The following is a 15,167-nucleotide window of genomic DNA, read 5'->3' as shown; positions in this document are numbered from 1 at the left end:
GCGCGGGGGGCGGGGCGGGCCCCACCCCGTTCGGGCTTATTGTTTTTTGCCCCGCCCCCGCCGGCCCGGGGCGGGCGGGCCCCTCTCGCGTCCTCATGGGTTTCTACGCGGCGGGTGGATCAGGGGATCAGTGATCGGAGTAGCTGAAGTCGCCCATCGTCCAGGCGCTGACCTCCGCGATCGAGACGCGGTACATCCCACCCGTCTCAGGGATCCCCACCGTGCCCTGGAGGATGCGGGCCACATGGAAGTGCAGATGGGTGGGCGGCCCCTCCGCGCGGGTGGCGGCGGTGAAGATGGCGGCGAACTCACCCAGGCGGGCCGAGTCCGTCAGCACCTCCGACACCCGCTGCCTCCACACGGCTTCGGGAGCAAGCCGGCCGGTGATGACAGCACCGCCGACGACCACGGTCAGGGACATCTGATTGCTCTGTCCGGACTCCACCATGGTGGCGACGTCAACGAGCAGCTCGTCAGGCTTCGACATGGGAACGGATTCTATTCACCGGCCGTCGCGCCCGCTCCAGCGGCCGTGCCTCCGGGCACGGCAGGACGGTCATGGCCCGTACGGGTGGGCGCGCGGACGGCACGCCGTTCGGCGGGAACCGTGCGCCCGAGCGGCTGGCCCGCGAAGGAACCGCTCTGTATCCCCACGCCGACCACGACGGTCTAGCTCCGTTCGGCACGCCTGAAAATCTATGGCGGCTGGAGTAGACATTGCGCGGCGGCCTGGCTATGGTTTCTCTCGTAGCCCAGAGAGACAGCAGGGCCCGGCAGAGATGAACTGCCGGGCGAGCAGTACCAGTAGTACCCGCAGTACCGGTAGTTGCAGTGCGTAGGACGGTGCGGTGGTGGAGTGTCGAAGCCAGGTGTGTGAAGGACGGCGACGGGACTGACGACCGGACCGGGTGGCCCGCAGTGATCAGGGGCCGCCGTCAGTGGTACCGCGGTTCGCAGGACTCAGCAGTGAAGTCAGTGAGCAGCACCTCGGTGAAGGCGTCGGCTGCGGACGCGCGCACCGGGAAGTTCGGCAGTGGGGTTCTAAGCCAGAGCAGACGCAGGATGGGCGACGGGGCTGGCTGCCGGAGAGCGTGGCGCTTTCACAGGCCACGAGCAGTACCGCAGTGCCGCAGTATCCGTATCACCAGCAGTACGCAGTGGAGCAGTACCAGCATCACCCGCAGTTCGCAGTATCCAGCAGTACGCATTACCCGCAGTAAGCAGTATCGGCAGTTCGCATCACCAGCAGTTCGCAGTACCCGTTTCACCAGTAGTTGATCACTGAGGGAAAGAACGGAGGAGCCGAGCGCCATCAGGATCGCCCGGGCGGAAGTCTGAGCCCGGGTACCGCAGGACATCGATAGTGAGGTGGTCTCCGGTCAAGCAACCGCGATCCCCGCACCCCCGGCAGCAGCACGGTCGGGTCGGCGGAAACACAGGGTCGGCGCATTACCAGGGCCGACAGATGGTGTAGTAGTTCCTTCGGGGCCCTGGTGCCGTACGGCACCAGGGCCCCTCCATGCGTTCCCATGAGAGAGGTGCGATGACAGCGGACGACTCGTTCGGCCGTCTCGACGACGACGACTACCCCGCCTACACGATGGGCCGGGCCGCCGAGATGCTCGGCACCACCCAGGGCTTCCTGCGCGCCATCGGCGAAGCCCGCCTGATCACCCCGCTGCGCTCCGCCGGCGGCCACCGCCGCTACTCCCGCTACCAGCTGCGCATCGCCGCCCGCGCCCGCGAACTCGTCGACCAGGGCACCCCCATCGAGGCCGCCTGCCGCATCGTCATCCTCGAAGACCAGCTCGAAGAGGCCCAGCGCATCAACACCGAGTACCGCCGCGCCGCCGAGTCGTCCGCTGCCGCCGTAGCGTCCTCTGCCTGAGGTCCGCGTGCCTGTCGTGGTCGGCGGGCCGGTGCGGGTCCGCTGGGACAGAGGAGGGGGAGAGAGGGGGATCCCGCTCTTTCCATGATCAAGATATAGCGCGGTGGGGGGCTTGCGGCAAGACCCCCCGCGTCCCGCAGAATCGCGGATCTGAGCCGGAATCACCTTCGCCGGCCATTCCCCTCCCGAGGAAAGCGAGCCGCCCGTGCGCAAGCTCACCTACTACATCGCCGTCACCCTCGACGGCTACATCGCCGGCCCCGAGGGCCAGTACGACTTCCTCCCCTTCGAGGGCGAGGAAGCCGCCGCGATCCTGGCGGACTTCCCCGAGACCATGCCCACGCCCGCCCGCGAGCCGTTCGGCGTCGCCGACAGGGCCGCCCAGCGCTTCGACACGGTGATCATGGGCCGCGCGACGTATGACCCCGGCCTGAAGGCGGGGCTCACCAGCCCGTACGCGCACCTGCGGCAGTACGTCGTCTCCCGCACGCTCGTCAGCCCCGATCCGGCGGTGACCGTCGTCAGCGATCCCGTCGCCCTCGTGCGCGAGCTGAAGCAGCAGGACGGCATGGACATCTGGCTGTGCGGCGGCGGGAAGCTGGCGTCCGCCCTGCTCGACGAGATCGACGAGCTGATCATCAAGCGGCACTCCATCGTCCTCGGCGGCGGTATCCCCCTGTTCGACGGGCCCTTCGTGCCGACGAACTTCGTCCCGGCCGGGACGCGCGCCTTCGACTCGGGCCTGACCATCTCCACCTTCACCAAGGCGCCGGCCGCCTGAGCCTCCGAGCCCGGCACCCGCCGCGCCCCGGTCCCGGCCCCCGCGCCGCGTCCGCGAGAGCCGGGCCGCCCCCGCGACCGCCCCGAGCCGACGCGGGGCAGCGGCCCGGGCCCGTACGTCAGGCGTCCGCGGCGGCGCGGCGCGGGCTGGGGGCGGGGGAGTCGACGTCGTCCATGAAGCTCCGCATCCGGGCGTTGACCAGGTCCGGGTGGTCGAGTTGGGGTCCGTGGCCGGTCGCGGCGATGATCTCGGCGCGGGCCCCGGGGACCAGTCGCGGTACGCGCTCCAGCTGCCGCCGCGGGTGTACGAGCAGACTCCGCTTGCCCATGATCAGGTAGAACGGGGTCCGGATGGAGCCCAGTTCGGCGTCGGACAGAGGCAGCGGGGCCGGGCGGCGGATCCGGAAAGCGCGGACGCCCGCCTGGATCCAGGCACGGAGCTCGGGGACGACGAGCACGGGCTGCTCCAACCAGGAGGCGAGCCGCGGGCGCAGCGCCTTGGGGGCGAACGTCGCGAAGAGGCTGGCGAAGATCCACACGAAAAAGCGCAGGCCCACCTTCTCCAGACCGCCCGGGTCGAGGGCGGTGACGGAGGCGAGCCGGCCGGGGCGCAGGTGCGCCTGGTTGATGACGAGCCAGCCGCCGTAGGAGGAGCCGACGAGGTGCACCCGGTCGAGGCCGAGCGCGTCGAGGGCTTCGTCCATCCACTGCGCCGCGCGCTCGGGCTGCCACATCGGCTCGCGCTGCACGCTGCGTCCGGGGTCGCCCGGGGTGTCGAGGGCGTAGACGGGCCGATCGGCGCTGAGCGCGCGGGTGTTGGGGTACCACTGCGCGGAGCAGCCGCCGGAACCGTGGATCAGCACGACGGGGGTGCGGTCCTCGGCGGCGGGGTCGGCGGGGCCGTACCGGTAGACGTGCGTGGTGCCGAAGCTCGTCTCGACGTCCGTCTCGGAGCGGAGGGGGGCGCCCATCGCGTAGAGCACGTCGCAGGCGGCGAAGTAGCGCTCTCGCAGCGTCTCGTTGACGTAGCGACCCACGTCGCGTCGGGCGCGGGGCTTGTTCTCGGGCACGGGCCACCTCCGGAGGAGTCGTTCTTCGTGATACGACCGTACCATGATGTTGATACGGCGGTACCATGAAGCCCCCCACCCCACCCCCGAACAGCCGGAGACATCGCGGATGCCCAAGCGCGTGGACCACGAGGAACGCCGCACCCAGATCGCCGAGGCGCTCATCCGCGTCGCCGGACGGCGCGGACTGCACGCGGTCGGGATGCGCGACGTCGCGGCCGAGGCGGGGGTGTCGCTGCGCCTGGTCCAGTACTACTTCCAGACCAAGGAGAAGCTGCTCTTCTACGGCCTCCAGCACCTGACCGACCGCTTCACGGCGCGCGTCGGCGCCCGCCTCGCCGCCGCCGGTCCGGTTCCCGGGCCGCGGGCCACCATCGAGGCGCTGCTGCTGGCCTCCTTGCCCACCGACGAGGAGAGCCGCACCTTCCACCTCCTCTACACCTCCTACTCGATCCTGTCCGTGACCGACGAGGCGCTGGCCGCCCAGCCGTTCATCGACAACCCCGACGCCGCCGAAAACGCCGTGACCGGCCTGATCGAGGGGGCCCAGGCCTCCGGTCTGGCGGATCCCGGCGTCGACGCGCGCACGGAGGCGGTCAGCCTGCTCGCCATGGCGGCGACCATGGGTACGAGCATCCTCGTGGGCCAGCGGGGGCCGGAGTCGGCCGTCGCCGTGCTGCACCACCACCTGGACCGCATCTTCACGCCCGCGACCGACCGCCGCCCGCCCTCGACCTCCGGGTGAGACCCGTCAGCGCGGTGCGGAGGCGTCGGCCGGGAAGGCCGGGCCGTGGCCGGGCACGATCACGTCCGCGGCGGCCAGTACCCGCAGCCGCGAGGCGAGCAGTACGTCGTGGTCCGGTGCCACCGGGTCCGCCACCGGGCCGTCGGGCCGCCACCACAGGTCGCCCGCGAAGGCCACGACACCGGCACCGGTGCCGGCCAGCAGGGTGATGTCCTGCGGGCTGTGCCCCGGGGTGCGGATCAGGCGCAGGGACGGGGTGAGTTCATGGCCCTCGGCGTCCCGGTCGGTCCACTGGTCGTCCCGGTACACGGCGTGGTGGTCGTGGACCCGGGCCCGGCCGAAGAGCCCGACGTTCATGGTGTTGTCCGGGTGGTGGTGGCTCAGCACCACGTCGGTGATGTCCTCGGGGCCGAGGCCCAGTTCGGCGAGCGGGCCCAGGATCCGGTCCCGGCCGGCCACCATGCCCGGATCCACGATCACGTGGTGCTCGCCGTCGGAGACGTACGAGACCGTGGCGGCGACGCCGGGGCCGGTGGAGAGGGTGTATCCGGTGGTCAGGATCGTGTACACGGCGCTGCGGCCGAGCGGGGCGTCTGTCATGCCCCCACTCTCGTGCGGCAGCGCGGACGGGACGAGTGGCCGTGCTGCCACCCATCGCGGGAATCGTGCCACACTCCGCGCATGCCGCCACCGCCACAGCCGCAGCCACAGCCGCAGCCGCATGCGTCGCCGCCACCGCAGCCGTTCGTGACCGTCGCCGCCTACGCCCCTCCCGGGGTGGGGATGCTCGGCGCCGGCATCGTCTCCGAGGTGTTCGACAGCCGCGGCCAGGACCTGCCCGGTTTCGATTTCGCCCTGTGCACCGACCGCCCGGGCGAGGTCCGCACCGACGTCGGACTCCCCCTCGTGGTCGGGCACGGCCTGGACCGGCTGGCCGCCGCCGACCTGGTGATCGCCCTGCCCTGGGCGGACTTCCGTACGCCGCCCGAGCCTCCCGTGCTCGACGCCCTGACCGCCGCGCACGAGCGCGGCGCCCTGGTCGCGGCGCACTGCGTCGGCGCCTTCGCGCTCGCCGCGGCCGGGCTGCTCGACGGCCGCCGGGCCACCACCCACTGGCGGTTCGCCGCCCTGCTCGCCGACCGCCACCCGGATGTCACCGTCGAGCCCGACGCCCTCTACATCGACGAGGGCAGCGTCATCACCGGCGCGGGCGCCGCCGCCGGCTTCGACCTGTGCCTGCACCTGCTGCGCCGGGAGTACGGCGCGGCCGCGGCCAACGCCATCGCGCGCGACCTGGTCCTGCCCTCCCACCGCGACGGCGGCCAGGCCCAGTACCTGACCACCCCCGTCCCCGAGGACTGCCGCGACGAGAAGCTCGCCGAGGTGCTCGCCTGGGCCGGGAAGAACCTCCACGAGCCGCTGCCCGTCGCGGAGTTGGCCCGGCGGGCGCTGATGAGCAGGCGCTCCTTCGCCCGCCGGTTCGGCGCCGCCACCGGCACCACCCCGCACGCCTGGCTGCTCGGCCTGCGCCTCAGTCGCGCCGAGGAGCTCCTGGAGACCACCGACCTGCCGGTCGAGGAGGTCGCGCGGCGGGTCGGCTACGGGAGCGCGGCCGTCCTGCGGGCCCAGTTCGTACGCCGCCGGGGGGTCCCGCCGCGCTCGTACCGGCGCTCGTTCAGCCGGGTGCCGTAACCGCCGCCGCGGCCGGACGGGCGGCGGCGGGCGGCCCGGTCACCGGACCGGCCGTCGGCCGCGCGTACCGGACCGGTGGCCGGCCGCGCCCCCCGGCGCGGCGGCGCGCCCGGGTAGCCCAACAGGGCGTGCGGCCCCTCGGCGGCGCGTATCCAATGGCCGGGAGGCCCCACCACCCAGCGCATCCCGGGAGCACCATGAACACGCCTTCCGAGCCGCCGCCCCCCGCTCCCGCCCCGGGGCGGGCCGGACGCGTCGCGCGCAGCGCCGTGTCCGCGGTGCTGATCACGCTGACGTGCCTCCTCGTACCGCTCTCCCTGATCACGGTCTGGGTGCACGACATCGTCCTGGACACCGACCGGTACGTGTCCACGGTCTCCCCGCTCGCCTCCGAGCCGGCGATCGAGCAGGCCGCCGTACGCCGGATCGCCGAAGCGGCCGACGTACGGGTCGACGGCGCCCGGGTCACGGCGGACCTGGCGGCGTGGCTCGAAAGCCAGGGCCTGCCGCCGCGCGTCGGTACGGCGGTGAAGGCGCTGGGTCCCCAGCTGGACTCCGCCGCCGACCGGGCGGTCTCGGCGGTCGCGACCCGCTTCGTCGAGAGCGACCGCTTCGAGGCCGTCTGGACCGGCGCCAACCGCGCCGCCCACACCGCCGTGGTGCACGCGCTGACCGGCGAGGGCCGCGGCGCGGTCGGGGTCGGCGGGGGCACCGTCACCCTCGATGTCGGCACCGCCGTGGAGCGGGTCAAGGAGGAGCTGGTGGACGCCGGCATCGCCCCGGCCGCGAAGATCCCCGAGGTCGACAAGCAGATGGTGCTCTTCCAGTCCGACGCGCTGGGGAAGATCCGAGGCGGGGTCCGGCTCCTCGACGCCGTCGGCAACTGGCTGCCCGTCCTCACGGTGGTGCTCGGAGCGGCCGGGGTGCTGCTCGCCCGGCGCCGGCGCCGGGCCCTGGTGACCACGGCGCTCTGCGCCGCCGCCGCCTGCCTGCTGCTGGCCCTCGGACTGGTCCTGGCCCGCCGCTACTACCTCGACCACCTCCCTACCCAGGTGCAGTCCCCGGCGGCCGCGGCGGCCGTCTTCGACACCCTGGTGCGCTTCCTGCGGGTCAGCGTCCGCACCGCGCTGGTCCTCGGCGTCGTGGTGGCGCTCGGCGCCTACCTGTCCGGCGCCGGCCGGCTGCCGCGCGGTGTGCGCGGTGCGGCGGAGCGCGCCGCCGACTCCGCGGCCCGCCGGTCCGCCGCCCACGGCGTCCGCACCGGGCGGGCCGGTACCTGGGTGGAGGCCCACCGGCGGGCGCTCACGGCGGGAGCGGTGGTCCTCCTCGCGCTCGGGTTCGCCCTGTGGAACCACCCGACGGTGCTGACCGTGCTGCTGCTGGTACTGATCCTGCTGGCGGTGCTCGCCGTCATCGCACTGCTGGCGGCCGGCGGGCGCGTGGGCACCGGACCGGTGGGTACCGGGCCAGTCGGCACCGGACCGGTGGGCGCCGGACCGGTGGGCGCCGGACCGAAGGGCACCGGCCCCCGGAGCGACGGATTCAGGGGCGACGCGCCCGGCGGTGACGGCCCCGAGGGGGACTGGCCCAGGGATGACGGCGCCGCGGACCGGCCGGGACGCCCCGGCCCCTGACAGCCGCCCGGACCCGCGCCGCAACGGCCTGCGGCCCCCGGCCCCTCAGGCCGGCGCCCCTCCCCCTGTGCCCCCTCCCGCCGTACCCCCCGCCGCCGCGGCGCCGGGCGGAGTACCGAGCCGGCGCGCGAGCGGGGGCTCGCGGGCGGCCACGTAACCGACGGCGATGGCGACCGCGATGACGACGAACAGCGCGACCAGCCAGGACATCAGCACGAAGACCGACCCCAGGCCGCCGAACTCGCGCATGCTGCGCTCCACGGCGCCGGGCATGTAGATACGCGACCCCAGCGTCAGCACCTGCTCGCCCACCCCCGCCAGCAGCGCGCCCGGCAGCAGCGGCAGCCACGCGATCCGGCCGCCGAGCAGCAGGTGCTGGGTCCACCACCACAGGAGCGTGCCGCTGACCACGGCGAGCAGGAAGCCGCCGAGCCGGCCGGCGCCGAACGCGGTCTGCACCGGCCCCTGGAACAGCAACGCGGTCAGCCAGACGCAGATCCAGGCCAGCCAGCGCCAGGCCGCGAGCCGGGCTCCGGCCTTGGGCAGGTGCCAGGAGCGCTCGCAGGTCATCTGCAGGGCCCGGCTGCACGCGGTCGCCGACAGCAGGGTCACGACGATCCCCACTCCGCCGGTACTGACGGTGGCCGTCGCGTCGGTGGCGGAGTACACGGACCGCACCTGGTCCAGAGCCGCGTTCTGGAGCCCCAGCGTCGTACGGAGGGAATGGACGAGCTGCTCCTGGAGCCAGTCGGGAGCGAGGGCGGCGAGGACGAAGAGAGCCGGGACCGCGCCGAGGAAGGCCTGGGCGGCCAGGCGGAACGCGCAGTCCAGGACCTTGACGGAGGCGAGCTGTTCGAGCACCCGGCCCAACAGCGGGGTGTACCTGCGCATCCAGCGGGGGACGGTGATCCGGCGCGGCGTCCCGGCCTCCGGTTCGGGCACGTGCACTCCTCACGGGGGCGGTTTCCGACGTCGGTGGCCACCCTTCCACGCGGAATGCGAAATGACTCATACCCGGCATTTCGCCGCCCGGTCCCGTCACTCCCGTGATTGCATCGCTCCGCGGGCCCGCGCCCTGCGCACCCGGACCGGAGCCGTTCGTGAGGGAGGCGCAATGTTCCACCAGCCGACGCGCGCGATGCGCCGGGACCTGGCCCAGCTCCTGTGCTCCGTCCTCGGACTGGTGCTGGGACTGCTGGCCCCCTCCCTCTCCGCGGGGCCGCAGGTGGAGGCCGGGCGGGTGGCGAGCCTGCTGTTCACCATCGGCTTCGGCGTGATCAGCCTGGTGAGCATCATCTACTCGATGCTGTTCCTCGTCGTGCAGTTCTCCGCCACCTCCTTCACCCCCCGCCTCGGCCTCTTCCGCGAGGAGCCCATCGTCTGGCGCGCCTTCGCCTTCACCCTCGGCGTGTTCGTCTTCTGCGTCAGCGCGGGACTGGCCATCGGCGCCCGCGAGGAGGTGTCGGTGGCCGTCCCGTGCGTGGCCATGCTGCTCGCCCTGATCGCCCTCGCGTTCATGAGGACGCTGCAGACGAAGGCGTTCGTGTCGATCCAGCTCGGGCACTCGCTGACCGCGATCGCCACCGGCGCGCACGCCCTGTTCGACGCCCTGTACGAGCGGCCGTACGAGCCGGGCCGGTCCCCCGCCCCGGCCGCCGCGGACGCCGGCCGGAGCCCCGCCGGGGCCGCCACCGCCGTCCACTGGTCGGGGCCGGCCGCCGTGCTCCAGCAGGTCGACGTGGCCACGCTGGTCCGGGCGGCCACCGCCCGGGACTGCGCGATCGCCTTCCGCGCCGCCCCCGGGCGCACCCTCACCCACGGCACGGCCCTGGCCGGTGTGACGGGCGGCGCGCTCCCCGACCGGGTCCTGCACCGGGCCCTGGTCACCGGCGTCGAGCGCACCTTCGACCAGGATCCCGAGCTGCCGTTCCGGCTGCTCGTCGACATCGCGCTGCGCGCCCTGTCCGCGGCCGTCAACGACCCGGCGACCGCGGTGGAGAGCCTGGACCGCCTGGAGGACCTGCTGACGCGCCTCGCCGGCCGGGACCTGGACATCGGCCGTTTCGCCGACGGGACCGGCCGGCTGCGGGTGACCCTCCCCGTCCCGGACTGGGACCGGTACGTGCGCACGACCGTCGACGACCTCGCCGTCGCGGCCGCCGGCTCGCCGATGGCGCTGCGCCGGCTGCGGGACCTCCTGGCCGGCCTCCTCGAACGGGCCCCCGAGGACCGCCGCCCCGTCGTCCGGGAACGGCTCCAGTGGGTGGAGCGCACGGGCGGCGACACCTATCCGCTCACCTGGACGCCCTACACCGCCGGCTGACCGTCCGCCGCTCCCCCGCCGACCGGCGCCCGGCCGCCCGCCGCGGACACCCGGCGCCCGCTCGGGTCGCGGAACAGGAGCGGGGCCGGTCTCCTGGAGCCATGCCCCGCAACGCGGCGCCGCGCCGCCGCCGCCTCCTGGTGCCGGTCGGCCATGCGCTGCGCTCCGCGGCCTCGGCCGCGGTACTCACCGCGCTCTTCTACGTGGCCCCCCTGGACAGCGGCTTCGGCGCCCTCACCCTCCTGTGCCTGGCGCTCGGCCTGCTGCTCTTCGGCGGGCTGGTCGCCTGGCAGGTCTCCCGCATCGCCAACTCCCGGCACCCGCGGCTGCGCGCCATGGAGGCGCTGGCCACCGCCGTACCGCTGTTCCTGGTGCTGTTCGCCTCGGCGTACTTCCTGCTCTCCGCGCAGCTGCCGGAGTCCTTCACGGAGCCGCTGAGCCGGACGGACTCGCTGTACTTCACGGTGACGGTGTTCGCGACCGTCGGCTTCGGGGACATCGCGGCCACCACCCAGGCCGCCCGCGCGCTGACCACGGGGCAGATGATCGCCGACCTGATCGTGGTGGGAGTGGTCGCCAAGGTCCTCTTCGGCGCGGTCCGGGTCGGGCTGCGCAGGCGGGGGGAGGCGCCCGCGGACCCGGACGGCGGTCCCTGAGCCGCGGCGGCTCCGGCGGCGGAGATCGCCGCCCGGGCGGATCATCGAGGAAGCGGAAAGGAAGTGAGCCATGGCGCAGTCGCAGTCGTCGCCGTCCGAACCATCCGCCGAGAGGGTGACTCCGCAGGAGCCGGAGCTCCTGCGGCACATGGTCCGCAGCCCCGGCTACCTCACCTCGCTGGGCCTCTCCGCCCTCGTGGGCATCCCGGTGTCCCTCGCCGCCTTCTGGTTCCTCGTCGCACTCCACCAGTTGGAGCACGCGCTGTGGACGGACCTCCCCGAGGCCCTCGGCCGGGACACCCCGCCCTGGTGGTGGCCGCTCCCCCTGCTCCTCGTCGCCGGCACCCTGGTCGGCCTGATCGTCACCCACCTGCCCGGCAAGGGCGGCCACGTACCCGCCGGCGGCGTCTCCGTCGGGGGCTTCTCGGCGAACGCGCTGCCCGGAGTCCTGCTCGCTGCCCTGGTCGCTCTGCCGCTCGGCGCCGTCCTGGGCCCGGAGGGCCCCCTGATCGCCCTGGGCGGCTGCCTGGCCCTGGTGTTCCGCAACCTCGCGCGGATGCCCGCGACGCCTCACACCGCCGCGCTGCTGGGAGCGGCGGGATCGGCCGCCGCCATCTCCGCCATCTTCGGCAACCCGCTGATCGCCGCGGTGCTCCTCATCGAGGTGGCGGGGGTGGGCGGACCGCGGCTGTTCGCCGTCGTGCTCCCCGCCCTGCTCGCCAGCGGGATCGGCTCCCTGGTGTTCACCGGCCTCGGCCACTGGACCGGGCTGGGCACCGGCAGCCTCTCCGTCCCCTTCGACCAGCCCCTCCCCCGCCTGGACGCCCCCGACGTGGGCTGGACGCTGGTGGTCGCCGCGGCGGTCGCCCTCTGCATGCACCCCTTCCTCGCGGCGGCCCGCGCGATCGCCGCGCACGTGGCGCGCCGCCCGCTGGGCCGGACCGTCCTGTGCGCGCTGGGGGCCGCGATCTGCTGCGTGCTGTACGCGCTGACCACCGGCCGGTCCACCGCGAACGTCGCCCTGTCGGGTCAGGCCACGCTGGCCGACCTCGCGTCCCGTCCCGAGGCCTGGGGCATCGGCGCGCTGATCGCGCTCGTCCTGTTCAAGGGCGTCGCGTACACGCTGTGCCTCGCCGCCCTGCGGGGCGGCCCGGTGTTCCCGGCGCTGTGCCTGGGCGCCGCGGCGGGCCTCGTGCTGGCGCCGCTGCCGGGCCTGGGCGTCGTTCCCGCGATGGCGGCGGGCATGGCGGCCGCCGCCGTCACGGCGCTGCGGCTGCCGGTGAGCAGCGTGGTGCTCGTCGTCCTGGTGCTGGGGACCTCCGCGATGATCCCCGTCGTGATCATCGCGGTGGTGGTCGCGTTCGTGGTCTCCGAGCTGCTGCCCGAGTGGCCCGCGAAACCGGCGGTACCGGCCGCGCCGGCCGCGCCCGCCGCGCGGGCGGGGGATCCCGGGTAGGCGCTCGTCCGCGCCCCGCGCCCCGCCCGCCGCGCCCCCGGGCGGACGGCCCGGACCGCGCGACAATGGGGAGCGGGACACGGAGCGCGCACCCCCTGGTGAGAGGCGGGACGGCGTGGTGGCGTACATAGCGGTGACCGCACTGAGCCACATCGGGCTGGTCCGCGAGCGCAACGAGGACAGCCTGGTCATCGGACCGTGGACGCTGTGCGGCACCGTGACCCTCAGCCCCCAGACGCTCCTGTTCCCCCTCGGCAGGCCGCTCCTCGTCGCCGTCGCCGACGGGCTCGGCGGCCACCCCGCCGGCGAGGTGGCCAGCGAGCTGGTGGTCCGTCGGCTCTCCGCCCTCGGGCCCTCCCTCGACGGCGAGGCCGCGCTCGGGGAGGCCCTGGACCGCTGCAACGAGGCGGTGTACTCGGCCTCCGCCGGGCGTCCGGAGCTGACCGGCATGGGGACCACGGTCGCCGGCGCCCTCGTCCGCGGGAACTCGCTGGTGGCGTTCAACGTGGGCGACAGCAAGGTCTTCCACGCGCCCAAGGAGGGACTGCGCCAGGTGAGCGTGGACGACAGCCCCCTGCCGGAGCCCGGCCGGCGCACCACGTCGGCCGTCACGCAGACCCTCGGCGGCAGCCGCTCGTACAAGGCCGTCACCCCCCACCTGTCGGCCCGGCCGCTGATCGGGGACGACCGCTACCTCGTGTGCAGCGACGGGCTGACCGACCCCGTGCCCGACGAGGTGATCGAGGCCCTGCTGCGGGAGTACGACGACGGCCGGGCCGCGTACGAACTGTGGAAGGCCGCCATCCAGGCCGGGGGGCCCGACAACATCACCCTCGCGCTCGTGCGGGTGAGCGCTTAGACGCCCCAGGGGGCCTCGGAGGCGCATCGGACCGGGCGCGTCGAATTCCGCCGGGGAATACGCCGGGGGGAATGGTTCCGGCCTGACTCAGGGCCGAAAGGAGTACTGCGGGGCGACGCAGGACCGCGGCTGGAACAGAACTTCGAGGCCTTATCGAGGAGAATATCTGTCATGGCTGGAGTAGACATGGTCTCCCCCTCGGGTTAGCGTCTCCTCGTGACCCCTGAGAAGTCCCCGCTCGCCGGCAGCCTCGACGACGACGACTACCCCGCCTACACGATGGGCAGGGCCGCCGAAATGCTCGGCACCACGCCCGCCTTCCTGCGGGCCGTCGGCGAAGCCCGTCTGATCACCCCGCTCCGCTCCGCCGGCGGCCACCGGCGGTACTCCCGCTACCAGTTGCGCGTCGCCGCTCGCGCCCGTGAGCTCGTCGACGGCGGCACGCCGCTGGAGGCGGCCTGCCGGATCATCGCGCTGGAGGACCAGCTGGAGGAGGCCCAGCGGCTGAACGAGGAGATGCGCGGGCGGCGCTCCGCCTGAGGCCTCGGCAGCGTTTATATGACTTCCGATGACGGATATCTGTTACTGCAAGGACAGAATTCCGCCGGAGCCCCCGGGAGATTCCACTGGCCGACACCCCGGGCGGCGAATCTCCACGCCGGTCCGGCCGCGCTGTGCTAGTGTGGATCTCGTTGCAGTTGTGGTTCCCAAAAACTTACAAGTGCTCTCACCGGATTCTCGGCGGGCGCACTTTGCTATTTCCGGTGCATTTTCCGGACGGGGCAATCATTACGGCGACGCCGGGTGCGCACAGTGCGAACCCGGGCACAGCCCCAAAGGAGAATTCATATGGCATCTGGCACCGTGAAGTGGTTCAACGCGGAAAAGGGCTTCGGCTTCATCGAGCAGGAGGGTGGCGGCGCTGACGTGTTCGCCCACTACTCGAACATCGCCGCTTCCGGCTTCCGTGAGCTTCAGGAAGGCCAGAAGGTTACCTTCGACGTCACGCAGGGCCAGAAGGGCCCGCAGGCCGAGAACATCGTTCCCGCCTGACGCTGACGCGTCTACGTAGCTGGGGCCCGCACCTTGGGGTGCGGGCCCCAGCTCGTTGCTTTTCCCCCGCACGCGCCCGTCGGTGTCGACGGTCCGCGTGAGCGGCGGGTGACGGCGTCCACCGCCGGCCCGCTCTGTCCGGCCGGGCGGCCCTGGATTCCATGGCGCCGCCCCGCCCCCGCGCCGACCGCGTACCGCCCGCCGTTCTCCGGCTCCGCGGCGCGCGCCGCGACGCACACCTCTCCACGGCGGACCGGCCGGCCCTTTCGGCCCGGCACGCGTCTGCCCGTCTTTTCTTCGGCTCGTTCTCGGAATGCCCTGTCGGTTGCCGACGGGAATTCCTCGATACGTGCCGCATCGAGGAAGGTTCCGCATGAACCGCACCACCCGTACGAACGACCGCACGTCCCGCACCCGTACCGGCGGCTCCGCCGGCTCCGGCGGCTACGGCCGGAGCAGCCGCTCCGGCTCCGGCTACGGCGGCTCCAGCTACGGCAGCTCCGGCACGGGTTCCGGCTACGGCTCCTCCGCCGGCCGCTCGGGCGGCTCCGGCCGGTCCGGCTACGGCCGTCGGCCCGCCGCGATCCAGGGCGAGTTCGCCCTGCCGAAGACGATCACCCCCGCGCTGCCCGCGGTCGAGGCCTTCGCCGACCTCGACATGCCGGCCGGACTCCTGGCCGCGCTCGGCACCCAGGGCGTGACCGTCCCGTTCCCGATCCAGGGCGCCACCCTGCCGAACTCCCTCGCGGGCCGTGACGTCCTCGGCCGCGGGCGCACCGGCTCCGGCAAGACCCTCGCCTTCGGCCTCGCCATGCTGGCCCGCACCGCCGGACAGCTCGCCGAGCCCCGCCAGCCGCTCGCCCTCGTCCTCGTCCCCACCCGCGAGCTCGCCCAGCAGGTCACCGACGCGCTGACCCCGTACGCCCGCGCGGTGAAGCTGCGCCTGGCGACGGTGGTGGGCGGTATGCCCATCGGTCGTCAGGCCAACGCGCTGCGGAACGGCGCGGAAGT

Annotated in this window: 16 protein-coding genes; 12 read left to right on the top strand and 4 right to left on the bottom strand. The window is 73.5% G+C overall.

Features of this window, described 5'->3' with window-relative positions; all coding sequences use genetic code 11:
* Nucleotides 1-127 precede the first annotated feature (127 nt).
* Nucleotides 128-487: a hypothetical protein gene (locus ACFWUQ_RS24180; protein WP_384541587.1), complete on the bottom strand. Its 360-nt coding sequence runs from the start codon at nt 485-487 to the stop codon at nt 128-130.
* Between the two features lie 1,056 nt (nt 488-1,543).
* On the opposite strand from ACFWUQ_RS24180, the gene ACFWUQ_RS24175 reads away from it, so the two are divergent.
* Both ACFWUQ_RS24175 and ACFWUQ_RS24170 read left to right on the top strand, forming a co-directional pair.
* Nucleotides 1,544-1,888, top strand: coding sequence for a MerR family transcriptional regulator (locus tag ACFWUQ_RS24175; RefSeq protein ID WP_384541585.1), 345 nt, complete (start codon nt 1,544-1,546; stop codon nt 1,886-1,888).
* A gap of 205 nt (nt 1,889-2,093) precedes the next feature.
* Nucleotides 2,094-2,669, top strand: a complete 576-nt coding sequence (locus ACFWUQ_RS24170; RefSeq protein WP_384541582.1) for a dihydrofolate reductase family protein — start codon at nt 2,094-2,096, stop codon at nt 2,667-2,669.
* Between the two features lie 118 nt (nt 2,670-2,787).
* On the opposite strand, the gene ACFWUQ_RS24165 is transcribed toward ACFWUQ_RS24170, so the two are convergent.
* Entirely contained in the window at nt 2,788-3,738 is a 951-nt protein-coding gene (locus ACFWUQ_RS24165; RefSeq protein WP_384541579.1) for an alpha/beta fold hydrolase, read from the bottom strand.
* A gap of 109 nt (nt 3,739-3,847) precedes the next feature.
* Between ACFWUQ_RS24165 and ACFWUQ_RS24160 the strand changes: the two genes are divergently transcribed.
* Nucleotides 3,848-4,483: a TetR/AcrR family transcriptional regulator gene (locus ACFWUQ_RS24160; protein ID WP_384541576.1), complete on the top strand. Its 636-nt coding sequence runs from the start codon at nt 3,848-3,850 to the stop codon at nt 4,481-4,483.
* Nucleotides 4,484-4,489: 6 nt separating this feature from the next.
* On the opposite strand, the gene ACFWUQ_RS24155 is transcribed toward ACFWUQ_RS24160, so the two are convergent.
* A complete protein-coding gene (locus ACFWUQ_RS24155; protein ID WP_384541573.1) occupies nt 4,490-5,083 on the bottom strand; it encodes an MBL fold metallo-hydrolase in 594 nt (197 codons plus the stop codon).
* Nucleotides 5,084-5,266: 183 nt separating this feature from the next.
* Here ACFWUQ_RS24155 and ACFWUQ_RS24150 point away from each other — a divergent pair, with 183 nt between their 5' ends.
* Entirely contained in the window at nt 5,267-6,175 is a 909-nt protein-coding gene (locus tag ACFWUQ_RS24150) for a GlxA family transcriptional regulator (RefSeq protein ID WP_384541633.1), read from the top strand.
* A 197-nt stretch (nt 6,176-6,372) separates the two neighbouring features.
* Nucleotides 6,373-7,809 carry a hypothetical protein gene (locus ACFWUQ_RS24145; protein WP_384541570.1) on the top strand — a complete coding sequence of 479 codons (1,437 nt, stop codon included), beginning with the start codon at nt 6,373-6,375 and terminating at the stop codon, nt 7,807-7,809.
* Nucleotides 7,810-7,854: 45 nt separating this feature from the next.
* Here the strand turns inward: ACFWUQ_RS24145 and ACFWUQ_RS24140 are convergent, their stop codons facing one another.
* A complete protein-coding gene (locus tag ACFWUQ_RS24140; protein ID WP_384541567.1) occupies nt 7,855-8,751 on the bottom strand; it encodes a YhjD/YihY/BrkB family envelope integrity protein in 897 nt (298 codons plus the stop codon).
* A 172-nt stretch (nt 8,752-8,923) separates the two neighbouring features.
* Between ACFWUQ_RS24140 and ACFWUQ_RS24135 the strand changes: the two genes are divergently transcribed.
* From ACFWUQ_RS24135 to ACFWUQ_RS24105, 7 genes are all read left to right on the top strand, one after another.
* Nucleotides 8,924-10,132, top strand: a complete 1,209-nt coding sequence (locus ACFWUQ_RS24135; RefSeq protein ID WP_384541564.1) for a DUF2254 family protein — start codon at nt 8,924-8,926, stop codon at nt 10,130-10,132.
* Between the two features lie 101 nt (nt 10,133-10,233).
* Nucleotides 10,234-10,788, top strand: a complete 555-nt coding sequence (locus tag ACFWUQ_RS24130) for a potassium channel family protein (protein ID WP_384541561.1) — start codon at nt 10,234-10,236, stop codon at nt 10,786-10,788.
* A gap of 70 nt (nt 10,789-10,858) precedes the next feature.
* Nucleotides 10,859-12,244: a chloride channel protein gene (locus ACFWUQ_RS24125; protein WP_384541558.1), complete on the top strand. Its 1,386-nt coding sequence runs from the start codon at nt 10,859-10,861 to the stop codon at nt 12,242-12,244.
* A gap of 118 nt (nt 12,245-12,362) precedes the next feature.
* Nucleotides 12,363-13,103: a PP2C family protein-serine/threonine phosphatase gene (locus ACFWUQ_RS24120; protein ID WP_384541630.1), complete on the top strand. Its 741-nt coding sequence runs from the start codon at nt 12,363-12,365 to the stop codon at nt 13,101-13,103.
* Nucleotides 13,104-13,382: 279 nt separating this feature from the next.
* Nucleotides 13,383-13,643: a MerR family transcriptional regulator gene (locus ACFWUQ_RS24115; RefSeq protein ID WP_384541628.1), complete on the top strand. Its 261-nt coding sequence runs from the start codon at nt 13,383-13,385 to the stop codon at nt 13,641-13,643.
* A gap of 309 nt (nt 13,644-13,952) precedes the next feature.
* Nucleotides 13,953-14,156 carry a cold-shock protein gene (locus ACFWUQ_RS24110; protein ID WP_073917174.1) on the top strand — a complete coding sequence of 68 codons (204 nt, stop codon included), beginning with the start codon at nt 13,953-13,955 and terminating at the stop codon, nt 14,154-14,156.
* Between the two features lie 373 nt (nt 14,157-14,529).
* The coding region (locus tag ACFWUQ_RS24105) for a DEAD/DEAH box helicase (protein ID WP_384541554.1) at nt 14,530-15,167 on the top strand (638 nt) is incomplete at its 3' end.

Source organism: Streptomyces sp. NPDC058662 (genome assembly GCF_042716255.1).
In the GTDB taxonomy this organism is placed as follows: Bacteria; Actinomycetota; Actinomycetes; order Streptomycetales; family Streptomycetaceae; genus Streptomyces.
This window is presented reverse-complemented; position numbering and strand designations above follow the sequence as displayed.